Raw genomic sequence first — 17850 nt, 5'->3', positions numbered from 1 at the left:
GACTTCCGGGTACTGAAAAAACACCGTTTTTTAACCAAATGTGGATAAACTTCCTGGCAGGCTATTTTTCTTAGGAATTAACTAACCTATTGATTATGATGGTTTAGTTGTTGTGTTTTGTGACAGGGGATAGCTTTTTGCACATATTTTATGGATATTTTCAGAGGTTATGCACATATTTGTGCAGTATATCCACATGGAAAACTCCCAAACACTCGTTAAAATCGATAGAACCTAATACTGTACTGCATTTCAGCCGATTTCAATTTGTGGATAAATGAAGTGGCGTGAAATTTGGTCAGTAAGTGGGAAAAAGTGTTATTTTGTGTTAAGTTTAGTAGAAATTTAAAGCATCCCGGTTTATGACAGGTTTTCTCGGCGAATTCGAGGCAACAGTAGACGCAAAAGGACGCTTCCTGCTTCCAGCTGGTTTTAGAAAACAGCTGCAGCCGGAGGACGCGGACCGGTTTGTGATTAACCGTGGGTTTGAAAAATGCTTAAGTCTTTACCCGCTTAGCACCTGGAGTCCGCTGGCGGAAAAAATAAACGGGTTGAATGATTTTGATCCTAAAGTACGTGCGTTCAAACGCTATTTTTTAAATGGAGCTACCCTTGTGGAACCTGATACAGCCGGAAGGCTTTTATTACCGGCCTCTTTGAAAGAGTATGCAGCGCTTGAAAAGGACATTGTACTGGTACCGGCAGGTAACCGGATGGAGATCTGGAATACGACTAAATACAAAGAGTTCTTTGATTCATTTTCACCGGATGCATTCAGCGACCTGGCCAGTCAGGTTATGGGCGGATTGTAGCAGCAGATTTTAACGGAGTTATTTTAAAAGTTAAAGGTTGATCAGTTATGGCAAAGGATAAACAAAAAGGAAAACTTGTTGACCCCGAAGCTGCTCAGCCGGAGGGCTACCATGTACCCGTACTGCTGCAGGAGACTATTGCCGCACTGAACATCAGGCCAGACGGCGTTTACGTGGATGTAACCTTTGGCGGAGGCGGACATTCGGCCGCTATTTTGAGCCGGTTGGGAACAAACGGGCGGCTGGTGGCCTTTGACCAGGATGCGGATGCGGCGCAAAACCTGCCCGCCGATGACCGGGTACTGTTTATTCCGCAAAACTTCCGGCACCTGAAACGGTTTCTCCGGCTTCACGCCATTCAAAAGGTAGACGGTATCCTGGCGGATCTGGGAGTAAGCAGTCACCAGTTTGATGAAGCCGGACGAGGATTCAGTATCCGGTTTAATGCAGACATGGACATGCGCATGGATCGCCGGCAGCCGGTAACCGCCTTTGACATCCTGCAAACCTACACAGAGCCGCAATTGCACAAGTTGTTTGAAAAATATGGGGAAGTGACCAACGCAAAAACGCTTGCACGAACCATTGTTGAAACCAGGGACCGGGTGTCTTTAAAAACCATCGACGCATTTAAAAATGCATTGCGGCCGGTGGTAAAAGGAAATCCGAATAAATATTTCGCCCAGGTTTTTCAGGCGCTGCGTATTGAAGTAAACCAGGAGCTAGAAGCGCTGAAAGACCTGCTGGAACAGGCAAAGGAAGTGGTAAAGCCCGGAGGGCGTATAGCGGTCATAACCTTTCATTCGCTGGAAGACCGGCTGGTAAAACAGTTCTTTAGGGAAGGAAGTTTTGAAGAAAAAGAAGAGAATCCCTTTGTGCAGCATTCGGTAGAAAAAGTATTTACCGTCATTACCCGGAAGCCGGTAACTGCCGGTGAAGAAGAACTAAAGAAAAACACAAGATCAAGGAGTGCCAAACTGAGGGTAGCGGAAAGGATTTAAGGTTTTCAATCAAATAGTAAAAATCAACCCCGAAGGGGTGTAATAATTATATAGTGACAGAGAAAAAAGAAAAAGAGCTCCGGTGGAACTGGAAAAAAGTACTCAACTACCAGTCCATTGTAAAACAGGTTCCCTTCTTGTTTTACCTGGCTTTTTTAGCAGTCATTTACATCTATAACGGACATATGGCCGATAAAACGGTACGCAAAATAAATGCAACGGCAAAAGATGTAAAAGAGCTGCAGTGGGAATACAAGAGCCTGAAGAGTGAAGTGATGTTCCGCAGTAAACCCAGCGAGCTGGCAAAAGCATTGCAACCGCTTGGATTAAATGAATTACAGGAGTCGCCTTATGTATTAAAAGACTCATTGGAACAATATATGCAAACCACACATAAATATTAAGCGGCAGTGGAGATCAAAAAAGACATATTGTGGCGGGTGTATCTCTGTTTTATCGGGATTGTGCTGCTTTGTACGCTGGTATTGGGACGGGCAACCGTTATTCAGCGGGTACAGGGCGAACATTGGAGAAGCATGGGCGACAGTATGCACCAGAAGATCGTGGAGATCAATGCCGACCGGGGAACCATCTTTAGTGAAGACGGACAAATGCTAAGCACTTCCCTTCCACAGTTTGATATTTATATGGATTTTATGGCGGATGGATTGCGCCAGAAGGATGGTAAAGTATATAAGGAGTACATTGATTCTTTTGCGGTGGCGATGGCCGATTATTTTAAAGATAAAACCGCCAAACAATATCGCAAAGAGTTTGATGATGCTTATAATAAAGGGAGCCGCTATTTTGCATTAAAGAAGAAGATCTCGTTTGAAGACTTTAAGGCACTGCGCAGTTTTCCGCTGATCCGCCTGGGAAAGAACAAAAGCGGCATCATTGTAGATGAAACCAACAAACGGATTGCGCCCTTTGGCTTGCTGGCCAATCGTACCATTGGCTTAAGCCGGGAATATGTGAACAGCGAAGGCAAGATCAAAAAGATGAACGTAGGGCTGGAAATGAGCTACGACAGCCTGCTCAACGGGCAGAACGGACAGCGGGTGGTACGTTATATTTCCGGTGGTGCCGTGCCGGTGGAAGGTTTCCAGGTAGAGCCGGAAGATGGCAAGGATATTTATACGACCCTGGATATAAATATGCAGGATGTAGCCGAAGTGGCATTGCTGCGTATGTTGCAGTCGACCCATGCTGAATATGGCACGGCGATCGTAATGGAAACAAAAACCGGGAAGATCAAGGCGATGGCCAACCTGGGGCGCCGGCCGAATGATACTACCTACTGGGAAAATGACAACTATGCCCTGCGGGTAACAGAGCCCGGTTCAACAGTGAAAATTGCAGCCTTTCTTGCAGCGCTGGATAAAGGTTCTTCAAAGCCGGGCGACCTTTTTGAAGTGGGCAGTTCGGCGCGGATGCAGGTAGGCCCCCGGATCGTAACAGATGCGCATGCAATGCCCAAACCGGTACTGACGATTGAAGAATGTATTGCGCATAGTTCAAATATCGGGATGGGAAAAGTAGGGATGAAGGCCTTTGGAAAAGAACCGGAAGAATTTAAACAATACCTGACCAAATATCACCTGGATAAAAAATCGACCATTGACCTGAGCTCCGTTCCCGCTCCAAAAATTGCGCCGCTTCAAAAGGATCATGGCGGGCTGATGAACCTGATCACCATGAGTTTTGGCTATGCCATCCAGATAAGCCCTATGCAACTGCTGACCTTATATAATGCAATTGCCAATAACGGAACAATGGTAAGCCCTTATCTCGTAAACAGCATCCGGAATAAAGGGATCGTGGTAAAACAAATGGGCACCAGGGTATTGGAGGAAGAAATCGCAAAACCCTCAACTATAAAGGCGGCCAAAAAAAGCCTGGAAATGGTAATTACCGAGGGCTCGGGGAAAAAAGTTTTTGAAGGCGTACCTTTTAAAATAGCCGGTAAAACCGGTACGGCACATGTGGCTGATGGCGGTACCAAATATGGACATGGCATTTACCAGGCTTCCTTTGCCGGTTATTTTCCGGCGGAGAACCCCCAGTATTCATGCATTGTGGTGATCCGTACCCGGGCAGGCGCCGGCCTGTATTATGGCGGACAGCTGGCAGCGCCGGTTTTCCGTGAGATCGCAACCAAGATCTACTCCATGTATGTAGAACGCAAAACCCCCAAAAGCTATGAAGGCACTACAGACAGTACCAGCTACTTTTACGCAGGTAGTGCTACAGCAATAAAGAATGTACTGGGAATGCTGAACATTCCGTTTGTAGATTCCCTGCAAACAAGCCGCTGGGCAACCATGTACGCTAAGAAATTTAAACCGGTGATCACCGGTAATACGGTACGGGCAAATGTAATGCCCAGTGTAAAGGGAATGGGTCTCCGGGATGCGATCAGTTTACTGGAGCCTATGGGACTACGGATAAAAGTACAGGGAAGCGGAAAAGTGCAGGGGCAGTCGATTGCACCCGGTGCTTCTTTTGCAAAAGGACAGGCAGTGATTTTAAATCTGGCATAAATCGGATAGGTGCAGTTACAGGATATCTTATATAAAACCCAATTGCTGGCGGTACAGGGAAGTACGGCTGTAGACATCAGTGCGGTGGCAATTGATTCGCGTGCCATAAAGCCCGGGGCGGTTTTTGTTGCGGTGAAAGGCAGCGTAGACGGGCACCAGTTCATTGACAGCGCCATTCAAAACGGGGCGGTTGCCGTGGTGTGCGAAACCCTTCCGGAAAACAGCAGCGAAGATATCGCGTATGTGCAGGTGGCCAATACCGCAGCTGCGGCGGGGATCATGGCGCACAATTTTTACGGCCAGCCTTCTACCCGGTTAAAGCTGGTAGGGGTAACCGGTACCAATGGTAAAACGACCATTGCAACCCTGTTGTACCAGTTGTTCAGCAGCATGGGCATTACCTGCGGTTTAATCAGCACGGTACAGAATCGCATCGGCGGAGAAACGCTGGAAGCCACACATACAACGCCGGATGCAGTAAGTCTGAATCGCCTGCTGGCGCAGATGACGGATGCCGGATGCGCGTATGCCTTTATGGAAGTAAGCTCACATGCCATTCACCAGCACCGCATCGAAGGGTTGCAGTTTGCAGGTGGCATTTTCAGCAATATCACCCATGATCATCTCGATTATCATAAAACATTTGATGAATACATCCGCGTAAAGAAGACCTTCTTTGATCAGTTGCCGAAAGAGGCGTTTGCGCTGACCAATATGGATGACCGGCGGGGTATGGTAATGGTACAGAACACAAAGGCGGCCATAAAAACCTATTCCTTAAAAACCACCAGCGATTTTAAGGGGAAGATCCTCGACAATAATATTATGGGATTGCACATGATGGTGGATGAGCAGGAAGTGCATTTTCGCCTGATCGGGGAATTCAATGCCTATAACCTGCTGGCGGTTTATGGTGCGGCGGTTTGCCTGGGGGAAGAAAAAATAACCGTATTGCAGGCCCTGAGTGTACTGAGCGGAGCTGCCGGAAGATTTGAATACCTGGTGTCTCCAAATGAAAAGGTGATCGGTATTGTAGATTATGCCCATACGCCGGACGCATTGCTGAATGTGCTGGCCACCATTAAAAAATTAAGAAAAGGTTTTGAGCAGGTCATCACCGTGGTAGGCTGTGGCGGCAACCGGGATAAGACCAAACGCCCGGTTATGGCGGAAGTGGCCTGTGAATATAGCGATAAGATCATTTTTACCAGTGACAATCCCCGGAACGAAGATCCACAGGACATTATCAAGGATATGGAAGCGGGTGTACCGGCCGGAGCGCGGAGAAAATGTTTGTCGATAACAGACCGGCGGGAGGCCATTAAAACAGCACTGAGCCTGGCAAATCCATCCGATATCGTGCTGGTAGCAGGAAAGGGGCACGAAACCTACCAGGAAGTAAACGGCATCCGGAACCATTTTGATGACCGCGAGGTGTTGAAGGAAACTTTTGAATTGTTGGGAAAATAAAAAAACATTAGGGTTTGACGTTGAATGCGGATAGATAACAGGATGACACATTTTCAAATTTTCAAATTGACACATTTTCATATTGTTTAATTATGTTATATCATCTATTTGAGTGGTTTAAGCAGAACGGCATCAATTTCCCCGGCCGTAACCTTATGGAATTTATTACGTTCCGGGTGATGATGGCGGTTTTGCTGGCGCTTACGATCACCCTGATATTTGGTAAACGGCTCATCAATATCCTGCGGGCCAGGCTGGTAGGCGAATCCGTAAGAGACCTGGGTCTGGCGGGTGAGCAGGCAAAGAAAGGAACCCCCACCATGGGAGGAATCATCATTATCCTGGGGATCCTTGTACCCACCTTACTTTTTGCACGTCTGAATACGGTGTATATCCTGCTGATGTTATTTGCTACTGTTTGGTTGGGGGCCATCGGGTTTCTGGACGACTATCTGAAACTGCGTGCCAAACGCATTGCCCGCGAAAAAGGCGAAGCGTACAAAAAACAGGATCGGGACGGGCTGGCCGGCTGGTTTAAAATTTTTGGACAGGTGGTGTTGGGCATTACCGTAGGATCGGTATTATACTTTAACAGCAATGTAAAGATCTGGCGTGAATACATTGGTACGCCCAATGCCAGTGTTCCGGAAACGGAAGTGATCACAAAAACGGTAAATAACCGTACCAAGCACTTTGTAGCTACCAAGGCTCCGATTACTACCATACCTTTTGTAAAAAATCACGAGCTTGATTATTCTATTTTCCTGCCAAAGGCGCTGAAGCAATATGCGTGGGTATTGTACATCCTGATCGTCGTGTTTATCATTACTGCGGTGTCAAACGGAGCCAATATCACCGACGGGCTCGATGGACTGGCCACGGGTACTTCCGCCCTGATCGGCGTCATGCTGGGCATCTTCGCCTATGCCAGCGGTAACTTCAATTTTGCCGATTACCTCAATATTATGTATATCCCCAACCTGGGCGAGTTGTCCATCTTCCTGGCTGCCATGATTGGTGCCTGTGTAGGATTTCTCTGGTATAATTCGTACCCGGCCCAGGTATTTATGGGCGATACCGGAAGTTTAACCCTTGGGGGAATTATCGCCTCCATCGCGATCATTGTGCACAAGGAACTGCTCATCCCTATTTTCTGTGGCGTATTCTTTGTGGAACTGCTGAGTGTAACCCTGCAGGTAACGTATTTTAAATATACCAAGAAAAAATATGGAGAAGGACGGCGGATCTTCCTGATGAGCCCGCTGCATCATCATTTTCAAAAAAGAGGATACCATGAGTCCAAGATCGTAACCAGATTCTGGATCCTGCAGATCCTGCTGGTAGTGGTATGTATCGTAACCTTAAAGCTGAGATAAGGAATGAAAAAACGGCTGGTCATACTGGGGGGAGGCGAAAGTGGCGTAGGCGCGGCGTTGCTGGCAAAGCAGCAGGGGTATTCCGTTTTTTTATCCGACGGCGGTTCTTTGAAGGAGATCTATCGCAGCGAACTGCGGCAGGCAGGTATCGAATGGGAGGAAGAAGGGCACACGGAGGAAAAGATACTGGGTGCGGATGAAGTGGTTAAAAGTCCTGGCATTCCCGAAAAAAATGAGCTGGTAAAAAAAATACGCACAAAGCAGATACCGGTGATCAGCGAAATAGAGCTGGCATACCGCTTTGCGGGCGATAGCCGCATCATTGCCATTACCGGCAGCAACGGCAAAACCACCACTACATCACTGATCCATCATATCTGTGTGGTGGGCGGCCTGGATGCAGCGCTAGTGGGCAATATCGGTACCTCCTTTGCAAAACAGGTGGCTACGGACCCCAAGCCGGTATACGTGGTGGAGATCAGCAGTTTTCAGCTGGATGATATTGACACCTTCCGGCCGCATATTGCCGTGCTGACCAATCTCACCGAAGATCACCTGGATCGCTATGAATACAAATTCGAAAACTATATAAAGAGCAAGTTCCGCATTGTAAAGAACCAGCTGGCAACAGACTATTTTATATACAATGCAGATGACCCGGTAACCAAGGAATCAATAGACAAATTCAATATTCAATCAATTCAACTACCGATTAGCATGGAAAGAGAAAATAACGCGGCTTTCATCAAGGATGGCGATATGTATGTAAGAACGGGTGAGGATTTTATGAACATGAGTATTTATGACTTTACACTAAAAGGTAAACACAACCAGTATAACACTATGGCAGCGTCCGTTACAGCGGCAACAATGGACATCCGCAAGGAAAAGATCCGTGAAGCAGTTCAAACGTTTCAGAACCTGGAACACCGCATGGAACATGTAGCTACCATCAGGGGCGTTGAGTTTATTAACGATAGCAAAGCCACTAACGTAAACTCTACCTGGTATGCGCTGGAAAGTATGGAAAAGCCTACGGTGCTGATCCTGGGCGGGGTAGACAAAGGAAATGATTATTCGCTGATGGAAGATATGGTAAAGGAAAAGGTAAAGGCCATTGTTTGCCTGGGCTTGGACAATACAAAAATTCATGCGGCCTTTAAAGACAGTGTACCGGTGATCGTTGATACCGCCAGCGCGGCGGAAGCCGTGGGCGCTGCATTTGCACATGCAGAAAAGGGTGATGTGGTATTGCTGAGCCCGGCCTGCGCCAGCTTTGATTTGTTTAAAAATTATGAAGACCGCGGCACGCAGTTTAAACGCGCGGTAATTGAATTGTAAAAGTATATCCGGAAAAATGGCAGCAACAGCAGAAATAGAAACAGGGGAAGAAGCCGTAAAGCCCAGGCGCTGGAAAGGCGGACTGGATCAGCATGCCCGGGGCGATAAAGTGATCTGGGCCCTCGTGGTGCTGCTTACACTGGTATCCCTGCTAACCGTTTATAGTGCTACAGGCTCTTTGGCATATAAAAAATATAAAGGGAACACAGAAGTATACCTGTTTAAGCAGGTGATCTTTATCCTGCTTGGCTTTGCGGTGGTTTATTTTGCCCACCGGGTCAACTACACCATTTATTCCAAGGTGGCACGGATCCTGTTCATACTCAGTATTCCCTTACTGGCTTATACGTTGTTCTTCGGTGTAAAGATGAATGAGGGCAGCCGGTGGATCCGGGTACCACTCATCAATATGACCATGCAGACCTCGGATCTGGCCAAGCTGGCGCTGTTCATGTATCTCGCGCGCCTGCTCAGCAGAAAGCAGCAGGTGATTAAAAGTTTTAAGAAAGGCTTCCTGCCGGTGATCCTTCCCATTGGAATTACCTGTTTGCTCATAGCTCCCGCCAACTTGTCCACAGCACTGCTGCTGGGCGCCAGCTGCATGATGTTGCTGTTTATTGGCCGGGTAAGTGTAAAGCACCTGTTGCTGGTGGCCGGTGTGGCCCTGATTCCGCTGATTATGCTGGTAATGACAGCAATGGTGCGGCATAAAAGCGGGAAGGATGTAGACACCACCGAAACCACACAGGCGGTAAAAAAAGCAACCGGGGGATTAACCACCCGGGTAGACACCTGGATCGGACGTGTAGAAAACTTTATCTATGGTGGTAAAGAGGCAGACAATGATGAAATGTACCAGGTAAACCAGGCAAAGATCGCCATTGCAAAAGGTGGTTTTGTAGGTGTGGGGCCGGGTAACAGTACCACAAGAGACTATCTTCCGCAAGCGTATAATGATTTTATTTTCGCCATTATTATTGAGGAATATGGACTTATCGGAGGCGCGTTTATTCTTTTTATATATATCGTGTTCCTCTATCGCTGCATCCGGATCTTTAAAAGATGTCCGTTTGCTTTCGGCGCATTTTTGGCACTGGGACTGAGCTTTACCCTGGCCATCCAGGCGGTGGCCAATATGGCGGTAACGGTAAATCTTTTCCCGGTAACGGGGGTTACCCTCCCCCTGGTAAGTATGGGCGGATCCAGCTTTCTTTTTACCTGTCTGGCCATCGGCATTATTCTCAGTGTATCCCGTAACGTGGAAAATATGGAGCGCCCGCAGCCGGTAGCGGAGGAAGTGGGGGAAGAAGAAGAAGTTCCGGCAGAGGTGGTAGAAGTAGCAATTGCAGAAAAAACAGATGCATAAAAAAATGATCATAGCAGGCGGAGGAACAGGAGGACATATCTTCCCGGCCATTGCTATTGCCCATGCGTTACAGCAGCAAGACCCTTCCATACAGATCCTGTTTGTAGGCGCTCGTGGAAAAATGGAAATGGAGAAAGTGCCGCAGGCGGGCTATGAAATTAAAGGATTGGATATTGCGGGTTTTAACCGCAGCTCTTTGATAAAAAATATTGCACTGCCGTTTAAGCTGGTAAAAAGCTTTTTCCAGGTGCGTAAGATCTTCCGGTCGTTCCGGCCGGATGCAGTGATCGGGGTGGGAGGCTATTCAACCTTCCCGGTACTGAAATATGCGCAGTCGAAAGGGATCCCCACCTTCATACATGAGTCGAATTCTTTTGCCGGCAAAGCCAATATCATGCTGGGTAAGAATGCCACAAAAGTATTTACGGCAACTGATGGTATGGAGCGGTTTTTCCCGGCAAAAAAGATTATGGTAACGGGCAACCCGGTAAGACAGGCCATCGCCGCCATGAACATGAGCCGGGAGCAGGCGCTGCAGTATTTTTCACTGGTGCCGGATAAGCTCACGGTGCTGGTGGTTGGGGGCAGTTTGGGCGCACGTTCCATTAATGAAGCGGTGCTTGCTCATATAAACGACCTGCTCAAGGCCGGTTTACAGCTGATCTGGCAAACCGGGAAAACCCTGTCGAAGGAAGCCATGGAAATGGCTGTAGAGCACCGGGAAATATGGGCCAACCCGTTTATCACGGAAATGCAGAACGCATATGCAGCAGCGGATATAATTGTGGCAAGAGCCGGAGCCATGACGGTAGCGGAGATCTGTGTGGCCCGCAAGCCGGTCATTTTTGTGCCCTATCCCTTTGCCACGGAAGACCATCAAACCGTAAATGCGTTGCAGTTGGTAAATAAAGGCGCAGCCTGGATGGTAAAAGACAGTGACGCCAAAGACCAGGTTGTAGAAAAAGTGATCGAACTGGCAAAAGATGCAGCAACACGCCGTTACATGAGCGAAACGCTGGCGGGGTTGTCGATAACGGATGCCGATGAGCGGGTTGCCAGCGAAATTTTAAAAACAATATAACGTGCAGATAAAAAAAATAGGGGATTTAGAGCGGGTCTACTTTATAGGCATCGGGGGCATTGGGATGAGCGCCCTTGCACGTTATTTTCATTCAAAGGGAATTGCTGTAAGCGGGTACGATAAAACGGAAACGGCACTGACAAAAGCATTGGTGGCAGAGGGAATGCCGGTTCATTATGAAGACGATCCGGCACAGGCACCCAAAGATGCCGACTGGGTAGTATACACTCCTGCCGTGCCTGCAGATCATAAGGAGTTGAACCAGTATAGGGAACAGGGATACCCGGTGATGAAACGAAGCGAAGTGCTGCAGCAGATCACCGAAAGTTCTTTCAATATTTGTGTGGCAGGTACACATGGCAAAACCACCACCACTACCATGATCGCTCATTTATTGCGCGATAGCGGGTATGGCTGCAATGCCTTCCTGGGAGGAATTTCGGCCAATTATAATACCAATTTCTGGAGCAGTGAGAAGGATGTTTGTGTGATTGAAGCAGATGAATATGACCGTAGTTTTTTAAAACTTAGCCCGGATGTAGCGGTGGTAACGGCTATTGATCCGGATCACCTGGATATCTATGGCACGGCGGAGCATGTGCGGCAGGCGTTTGCTGATTTTGCACAACGGCTGAAAAGAGGTGGGCTGCTGATCCGGAAAATCGGTATCGGCCGGGAGCTGAGGGCGGAACGCATGTGGCAGTACAGTTTGCAGAATGACAATGCCAATATTTATGCGGCCAATATCAAAATGCAGGATGGCGGCTATGTATTTGATGTGGTGCTGCCGGCACAGGTGATCGAAGGGCTTCAGCTGAACATGGGAGGCATGCACAATGTGGAAAATATGGTGGCGGCCATTGCGGTGGCCGGTTCTTTGAATATTGACCCGGAAAAAATAAAAACGGCAGTGGCTTCGTTTAAAGGAGTAAAGCGCCGGTTCGAGTACATTATCAAACAAAATGACCTGGTGTTTGTAGATGATTACGCACATCATCCGGAGGAACTGAAAGCGTTGATAAATAGTGTAAAAACGCTGTTCCCTCAAAAGAAATGTACGTTAATTTTCCAGCCGCATTTGTACAGCCGTACAAGAGATTTTGCCCAGGATTTTGCTGCTGTTTTGAGCATGGTAGACAAGGCAGTCTTATTGCCGGTTTATCCTGCACGGGAACAACCGATACCCGGAATTGAAAGCAATACTATTGCTGAGTTGATGAACGGGGGGGCACCTGTATTAATGACAAAAGAGGCGTTGTTGAAATGGATCGAGGAGGACTTTTCCAAAAATCGTGAAAAGGAATTCGGAGAAGTGATCATTACCGCGGGCGCCGGTGATATTGATAAATTAGTAGGACCTGTAAAAGACCGATTAGTAAAATAAAGTGGTAAGGAAAAGAGCGATAAAAAGAATGTTGCTGACACTCATGTGGCTGAGTGTGGGAGCCGGTATGTTTACCCTGATCGTTGCCGCTATGCGGTCGCAGGATGGAAGCAACTGCAAGGGATACGAGATCCGGATCCGTGGAGCGCAGGGCGGAGGAAGTTTGTTTACTTCCGAGGACCAGATTGTAAAGCTGCTCAAAGAAGCATCGGGCGGGGACGTAAAGGGGCAGCGCAGATCGGCGTTCAACCTGCCGCGTATGGAAGACCTGCTGGAACAGAGTTCCTGGGTATACAATGCCGAATTGTATTTTGACAATAAAGATATCCTCCGGGTGAATGTTACCGAACGGAAGCCGCTGGCCCGCGTGTTTACCAGCAACGGCCAATCCTTTTATATTGATGAAGCCGGAAAACAAATTCCGCTTTCAGGAAAAATTTCGCTGGATGTTCCTGTTTTCACCGGTTATCCCAATGCCCGGATCATGCATGCGGGCGACAGTGCCCTGCTGGAGAACATGATCGCTGCGGCTTCGTTTATCAACAGTGATTCCTTCTGGGTTTCGCAGGTTTCACAAATTGATATCCGTAAATGCGGGGCCGACTGCTGGAATATGGAAATGGTGCCGGTAGTGGGTAATCACCGGGTAGATCTGGGCGATGGCAGTGATATTGCTTCAAAATTTCACCGGCTGTACCTGTTTTATGACCAGGTGCTGAAGCGTACCGGTTTTGACAAATACAAACGGATCGATGTACAATACAATGGCCAGGTAGTAGGTGTGAAGGGCGATTACTCAAAACTGGATTCCCTGCAGCTGCGTAAGAATATTGAAGAGCTGTTGCAACAGTCGCGCAAGGCCAATGATCTGATCGAAGTAGCGCAGGTGGTGCCAGGTGCGCCATTGGTGGCCACCGATACCGCATCCGATACGAAGCTGCCGTACGAACGGCTGGCCGGAGAAGTGGAGATGGATACACTGGATATACTTCCGGCAGATGCAAAACCGGAACCGGTTGCAGCGGCCGCGCTCGTAGCAAAAGCAGCAGCGCCGGCCGAAAAAGAACCGGTTAAGCACACACCTGCACGGGAAGTGCAAAGAACCCGGGACGAAAAGAAACCGGAACCCAGGCATATCACAAAGAGTGAAGCACATAAAACAACCGGTTCAAAACCCGCAGTGAAGGCAGGTGCCAAACCGCCGGAAAAAAAAGAAACCGCTAAAAAAACGACAGCAACACCTGCCGGCAACAAGAAAGCGGTTTCAAAAGAGAAGGCGGAGGTAAAAAAGCCGGCTTCCTCAAAAAAGACAACAGAAAAGAAAGCGACCGCCAAAAAAACACCCACTAAAAAGAACAACTAAAAACGAAGTATATGAATCCTGAACAACCCATTATCGTAGGACTGGACATTGGAACCACCAAGATTGCTGTTATTGCCGGGCGCAAAAACGAGTTCGGAAAGCTGGAAATTCTTGGATTTGGCAAGGCAAACTCCAATGGAGTAAAGCATGGCCAGGTATTGAATATCGATGAAACGATCAAAGCCATCAAACAGGCACTGGAAAATTGTTTGTCGGTAAATCCGAACCTGAACATTGGAGAAGTGTATGTGGGTATTGCAGGGCATCACATAAAGAGTCTGCAAACGCGCGGCGATATTGTGCGGGAAAGCGAAGAAGAGGAGATCACCCAGGCGGAGGTAGACCTGCTGATCAGCAAACAATACAAAACCTATATTCCGGCAGGCGACCAGATCATTGATGTGATCCCGCAGGAGTATACGATTGACAATATGCCCAATATCGTGCGCCCGATCGGGTACAGCGGCGTAAAGCTGGGTGCAAACTTTCACATCATCACCGGCGATAAAAATGCCATCCGCAATATCAACCGCAGTGTGGAGAAAGCAGGCTTATATACCAAAGACCTTGTATTGCAGCCATTGGCGTCCGCAGCAGCGGTAATGGGACAGGAAGACCTGGAAGCAGGTGTAGCCATTGTAGATATCGGTGGCGGTACAACCGATCTGGCCGTATTTGCCGATGGTGTATTACGGCATACAGCGGTGATTCCTTTTGCAGGAGAAAACATCACCAACGATATTAAAACCGGTTTAGGCGTATTAAAAAGCCAGGCAGAGCAGATGAAAACACAGTTTGGCAGTGCCCTGGCCAATGAGGCAAAAGCCAATGCATATATTACCATTCCCGGTTTACGCGGCATGCCGGCAAAAGAGATCAGCGTAAAAAATCTGGCCAATATCATCCAGGCCCGTATGAGCGAGATCCTGGACTTTGTAACCTATCACCTGAAACAGATTGGTATGGATAACCGCCATCTCAACGGAGGCATCGTGCTCACCGGTGGTGGTTCGCAGTTACGGCACCTCATTCAGCTGACGGAATATGTAACCGGCTTACCGGCGAGAATCGGTTTACCAAATGAGCACCTGGCTGCAGGGCATATCGAAGAGCTGGCTAAACCAACCTACTCCACCTGCCTGGGATTGATCCTGAAAGGCTATGATGATTTTGAAAATAACCGTAAAGTATTTGAGAAAAGTTTTATCAATATCCCGGTACCCCAGGATCTGATCCGGTCAAACGTCGTGGCAGCCGTGCAGGAAGAGGTACTGGTTACAGAAGGAAACGCCGTTGCTTCCGTAGAAAAAAGACAACCGCTGAGGAACTTCTGGGACAAATTTAAAAACGGAATCATCGACATTTTTAAAGAAGAAGAAGACGGACACCTGTAAACACGATTTCAACAACAACTATAATTAACCCATTTACAAAACAGGTTTTCATGGAAGGGAAACCACAAATTTTTAAAAGATGATACATTTTGATTTACCTAAAGAACAGTCCTCCATCATCAAAGTGATTGGAGTAGGCGGTGGCGGCGGCAACGCTGTTAATCATATGTTCAGTCAAAACATCGACGGCGTAAACTTCATTATTTGTAATACCGATGCCCAGGCGCTTTCAAACAGCCAGATCCCCAACCGCATCCAGCTGGGACCCCAGCTGACATCCGGACTGGGCGCCGGAGCTAATCCTGAGATCGGCCGCCAGGCTACCGAAGAGTCACTGGAGGAGATCAAACGTATCGTTGAAGTAAACACCAAGATGGCATTCATCACCGCCGGCATGGGTGGTGGTACCGGTACGGGCGGCGCTCCCATCATTGCAAAGATCTGCAAAGACCTGGGCGTACTTACCGTGGGTATTGTTACCATGCCTTTTGCTTATGAAGGAAAGAAGCGCCATAAACAGGCGGAAGAAGGTATTAAGATCCTGAAACAATATGTAGATACCTTGCTGGTGATCAGCAATGATAAATTGCGTCATCAGTTCGGGAACCTGAAAATGCGGGAAGCCTTTGAAAGGGCAGACAACGTACTGGCTACGGCGGCTAAATGTATCACAGATGTGATTAACAGTACCGGCCAGATCAATGTAGACTTTGCGGATGTTTGTACCGTAATGAAGAACGGTGGTGTAGCCATCCTGGGAAGTGCCACGTCTTCCGGCGAAAACCGCGCACAACGTGCGATAGAAGAGGCGCTGAACTCACCGTTGCTGAATGACAATGATATCCGGGGTGCAAAATGGATCCTGATCAATATTAACTCTGCAGAAGGTGATTCGGAATTTACCATGGATGAGGTAGAAGTGATCCAGGCGCATTTATTAAGCCAGGCCGGAGAAAATACCGATGTGATCCTTGGTTTGGGTTATGATAATTCTCTGGGAGATGAGATCGGTATCACCCTCATTGCTACCGGCTTTGAAAATAAAGATCCGTTTGTAAAGCCCGTGTTGAAAAAAGAAGAGCAGGATGAAGGTAAGATCGTAATGACCCTGACCCCCCAGCAAAATACGGCTCCTAAAATAGAAGCGAAGGTGGAGCAACCGGAGGTGATCGAACATGAACTGAAAGAGGCCGAAAAAAGCCTGGGATTGCAGGTAGATCCGATGATGCCTAAACTGATCGATGAACCGATGTTTGCGGACGTGCCCATGCCAACACTGGCAGATATGTCGGACCTTGGTTACGGAAAAGAAACGGCAGATATTCATTACAGCCTGTCTACTGAAGACAACGAAAAGATTGGTACGCATGCAGAGCCGGAAGCAGCACCGGAAGTGATTGTAGAAGTAGTGGCTGCAGAAGAAGAGGCATTTTATTCGCCTTCAGTGCCCGCTGAAAACCGCGTTATGGAAGAGCCGGTAGCCGGCGAGCAGGACCTTTCTGCAGGAGTGGGTGTACGCAGCTACCTGGAAAAACCTTCCAATATTTATGCTGAGCAAAAACGGGAAGAAGTAGTAGCAAAAGCTCCGGTACCGGATCCGGTTCCCGAGGAAAAAATGGAACTGGTAGAAAAGATCGACCTGGTAAGGGAAGAAGTAAAGGTGCCGCAGCACAACACCGAGCGGGAAATGCCGGTGCAGCAGCAGCCCCAGTTAAGCCAGGAAGAAGAAATGCAGCTGCAAAAAAGAAAACAGGTAGAGCGGTTGCAAAAACTGCGGAATCTTTCCTTTAATGTAAACGGAAGCGATCCCAACAGCGAATATGAAACCGTGCCGGCTTATATACGCCGCAACATGGAATTACAGGACAATTCCAATCATATCGAAAGTTATTACAGCAAGTTTGAAATAAGCTCCGATGATAAAAATCAGGGTCAGATCAATACCATTAACACCTTCCTGGATGGTAAAAAACCAGACTGATTCCTGTGGAAATTCAATTCCCGCAGTTAGCGGGATGGAGTTTGGGTGTATAGTTTATAGTTGTAGCCCCGGCAGTTATCTGCCGGGGCTTATTGTTTTCGGTAATTTAAAGTAGCAGGGGGCAAATACATCCGGTTGGTGTATTGGTTGATCCGCTTAATACCTTATACCATTAAGGATCCAAACCGCTTTCAAAGATGTTCGGGGGAAGTCAAAGTCGGATTATAGCCAGGGGGCATTCTGAACTTGTTTATGTAACTGCTTACCGGGGATGTTTTATGAGCGGGCACGTGCCTTCACTTCTTCCGCCACAAACGCTTCGATCTCCTCAAAAAGCGTCCGGTCGCGCGGCTGTCCCTTGGTGGTTTCCTCAAATTTGTCGGTCAGCTCCCGCGCAAGTTGGTACAGCGCTTCTGTGGCACTCCGGTTCAGCATTTCATTAAAGTTTTTGGCCTGGTTGGGTTCTTCAATATCCCGCAGGTAACAAAGCGCTTCCACCACTTCAAAATGGGTCTTCTGCCAGGAGTCGAAACCGTTTGGAAATACTGTTATAGACATACGCAACTATTAAAGATGACAAAACTGGATGATTGCCAATATAACGAAAATAGCGCAGTTGGCCAAGATCGGCCCCAAAGCCGCGCCAGCGCTGGAACACCGCGATTGAGAACGGGTTTATCTAAACGCAGTATACATTGAAAGTAGTTGGCTGAACGGTGCTGCTGCTATATTCTGTGC

14 protein-coding genes are annotated in these 17850 nt (G+C 47.9%); 13 read left to right on the top strand and 1 reads right to left on the bottom strand.

The genetic code is table 11. From position 1 onward, the window contains the following. The first annotated feature begins 362 nt into the window (after positions 1 to 362). The 13 genes from mraZ to ftsZ all read left to right on the top strand — a co-directional run bounded on the left by mraZ (position 363) and on the right by ftsZ (position 17112). Positions 363 to 812, top strand: a complete 450-nt coding sequence (mraZ, locus tag Q1V85_RS06720) for a division/cell wall cluster transcriptional repressor MraZ (RefSeq protein WP_300598528.1) — start codon at positions 363 to 365, stop codon at positions 810 to 812. A 47-nt stretch (positions 813 to 859) separates the two neighbouring features. Beyond that, positions 860 to 1813 (top strand): 16S rRNA (cytosine(1402)-N(4))-methyltransferase RsmH, encoded by a 954-nt coding sequence (gene rsmH, locus Q1V85_RS06715; protein ID WP_300598526.1) that lies wholly within the window; start codon positions 860 to 862, stop codon positions 1811 to 1813. Positions 1814 to 1866: 53 nt separating this feature from the next. Continuing rightward, entirely contained in the window at positions 1867 to 2217 is a 351-nt protein-coding gene (locus Q1V85_RS06710) for an FtsL-like putative cell division protein (protein WP_300598525.1), read from the top strand. Between the two features lie 6 nt (positions 2218 to 2223). After that, positions 2224 to 4356, top strand: coding sequence for a penicillin-binding protein (locus Q1V85_RS06705; RefSeq protein WP_300598524.1), 2133 nt, complete (start codon positions 2224 to 2226; stop codon positions 4354 to 4356). A 9-nt stretch (positions 4357 to 4365) separates the two neighbouring features. Continuing rightward, positions 4366 to 5826, top strand: coding sequence for a UDP-N-acetylmuramoyl-L-alanyl-D-glutamate--2,6-diaminopimelate ligase (locus Q1V85_RS06700; RefSeq protein ID WP_300598523.1), 1461 nt, complete (start codon positions 4366 to 4368; stop codon positions 5824 to 5826). Between the two features lie 92 nt (positions 5827 to 5918). Beyond that, a complete protein-coding gene (gene mraY, locus Q1V85_RS06695) occupies positions 5919 to 7202 on the top strand; it encodes a phospho-N-acetylmuramoyl-pentapeptide-transferase (protein WP_300598522.1) in 1284 nt (427 codons plus the stop codon). A gap of 3 nt (positions 7203 to 7205) precedes the next feature. After that, positions 7206 to 8543 carry a UDP-N-acetylmuramoyl-L-alanine--D-glutamate ligase gene (gene murD / locus Q1V85_RS06690; RefSeq protein WP_300598521.1) on the top strand — a complete coding sequence of 446 codons (1338 nt, stop codon included), beginning with the start codon at positions 7206 to 7208 and terminating at the stop codon, positions 8541 to 8543. 16 nt (positions 8544 to 8559) lie between these two features. After that, positions 8560 to 9909 carry an FtsW/RodA/SpoVE family cell cycle protein gene (locus tag Q1V85_RS06685; RefSeq protein ID WP_300598520.1) on the top strand — a complete coding sequence of 450 codons (1350 nt, stop codon included), beginning with the start codon at positions 8560 to 8562 and terminating at the stop codon, positions 9907 to 9909. Positions 9910 to 9913: 4 nt separating this feature from the next. Then, positions 9914 to 10990, top strand: coding sequence for an undecaprenyldiphospho-muramoylpentapeptide beta-N-acetylglucosaminyltransferase (gene murG, locus Q1V85_RS06680; RefSeq protein ID WP_300598519.1), 1077 nt, complete (start codon positions 9914 to 9916; stop codon positions 10988 to 10990). A gap of 1 nt (position 10991) precedes the next feature. Further along, positions 10992 to 12374 (top strand): UDP-N-acetylmuramate--L-alanine ligase, encoded by a 1383-nt coding sequence (gene murC, locus Q1V85_RS06675; RefSeq protein ID WP_300598518.1) that lies wholly within the window; start codon positions 10992 to 10994, stop codon positions 12372 to 12374. Between the two features lie 28 nt (positions 12375 to 12402). Beyond that, positions 12403 to 13737, top strand: coding sequence for a cell division protein FtsQ/DivIB (locus Q1V85_RS06670; protein WP_300598517.1), 1335 nt, complete (start codon positions 12403 to 12405; stop codon positions 13735 to 13737). An 11-nt stretch (positions 13738 to 13748) separates the two neighbouring features. Next, positions 13749 to 15131: a cell division protein FtsA gene (gene ftsA / locus Q1V85_RS06665; protein ID WP_300598516.1), complete on the top strand. Its 1383-nt coding sequence runs from the start codon at positions 13749 to 13751 to the stop codon at positions 15129 to 15131. 79 nt (positions 15132 to 15210) lie between these two features. Continuing rightward, entirely contained in the window at positions 15211 to 17112 is a 1902-nt protein-coding gene (gene ftsZ, locus Q1V85_RS06660) for a cell division protein FtsZ (RefSeq protein ID WP_300598515.1), read from the top strand. A 276-nt stretch (positions 17113 to 17388) separates the two neighbouring features. Here ftsZ and Q1V85_RS06655 read toward each other — a convergent pair whose 3' ends face one another. Beyond that, positions 17389 to 17670 carry a hypothetical protein gene (locus Q1V85_RS06655; RefSeq protein WP_300598514.1) on the bottom strand — a complete coding sequence of 94 codons (282 nt, stop codon included), beginning with the start codon at positions 17668 to 17670 and terminating at the stop codon, positions 17389 to 17391. Positions 17671 to 17850: the final 180 nt, after the last annotated feature.

The organism is Niabella sp. (genome assembly GCF_030150205.1).
GTDB lineage: Bacteria > Bacteroidota > Bacteroidia > Chitinophagales > Chitinophagaceae > Niabella.
The sequence above is the reverse complement of the archived record's forward strand: the minus strand, read 5'-3'. Positions and strand labels throughout refer to the sequence as shown.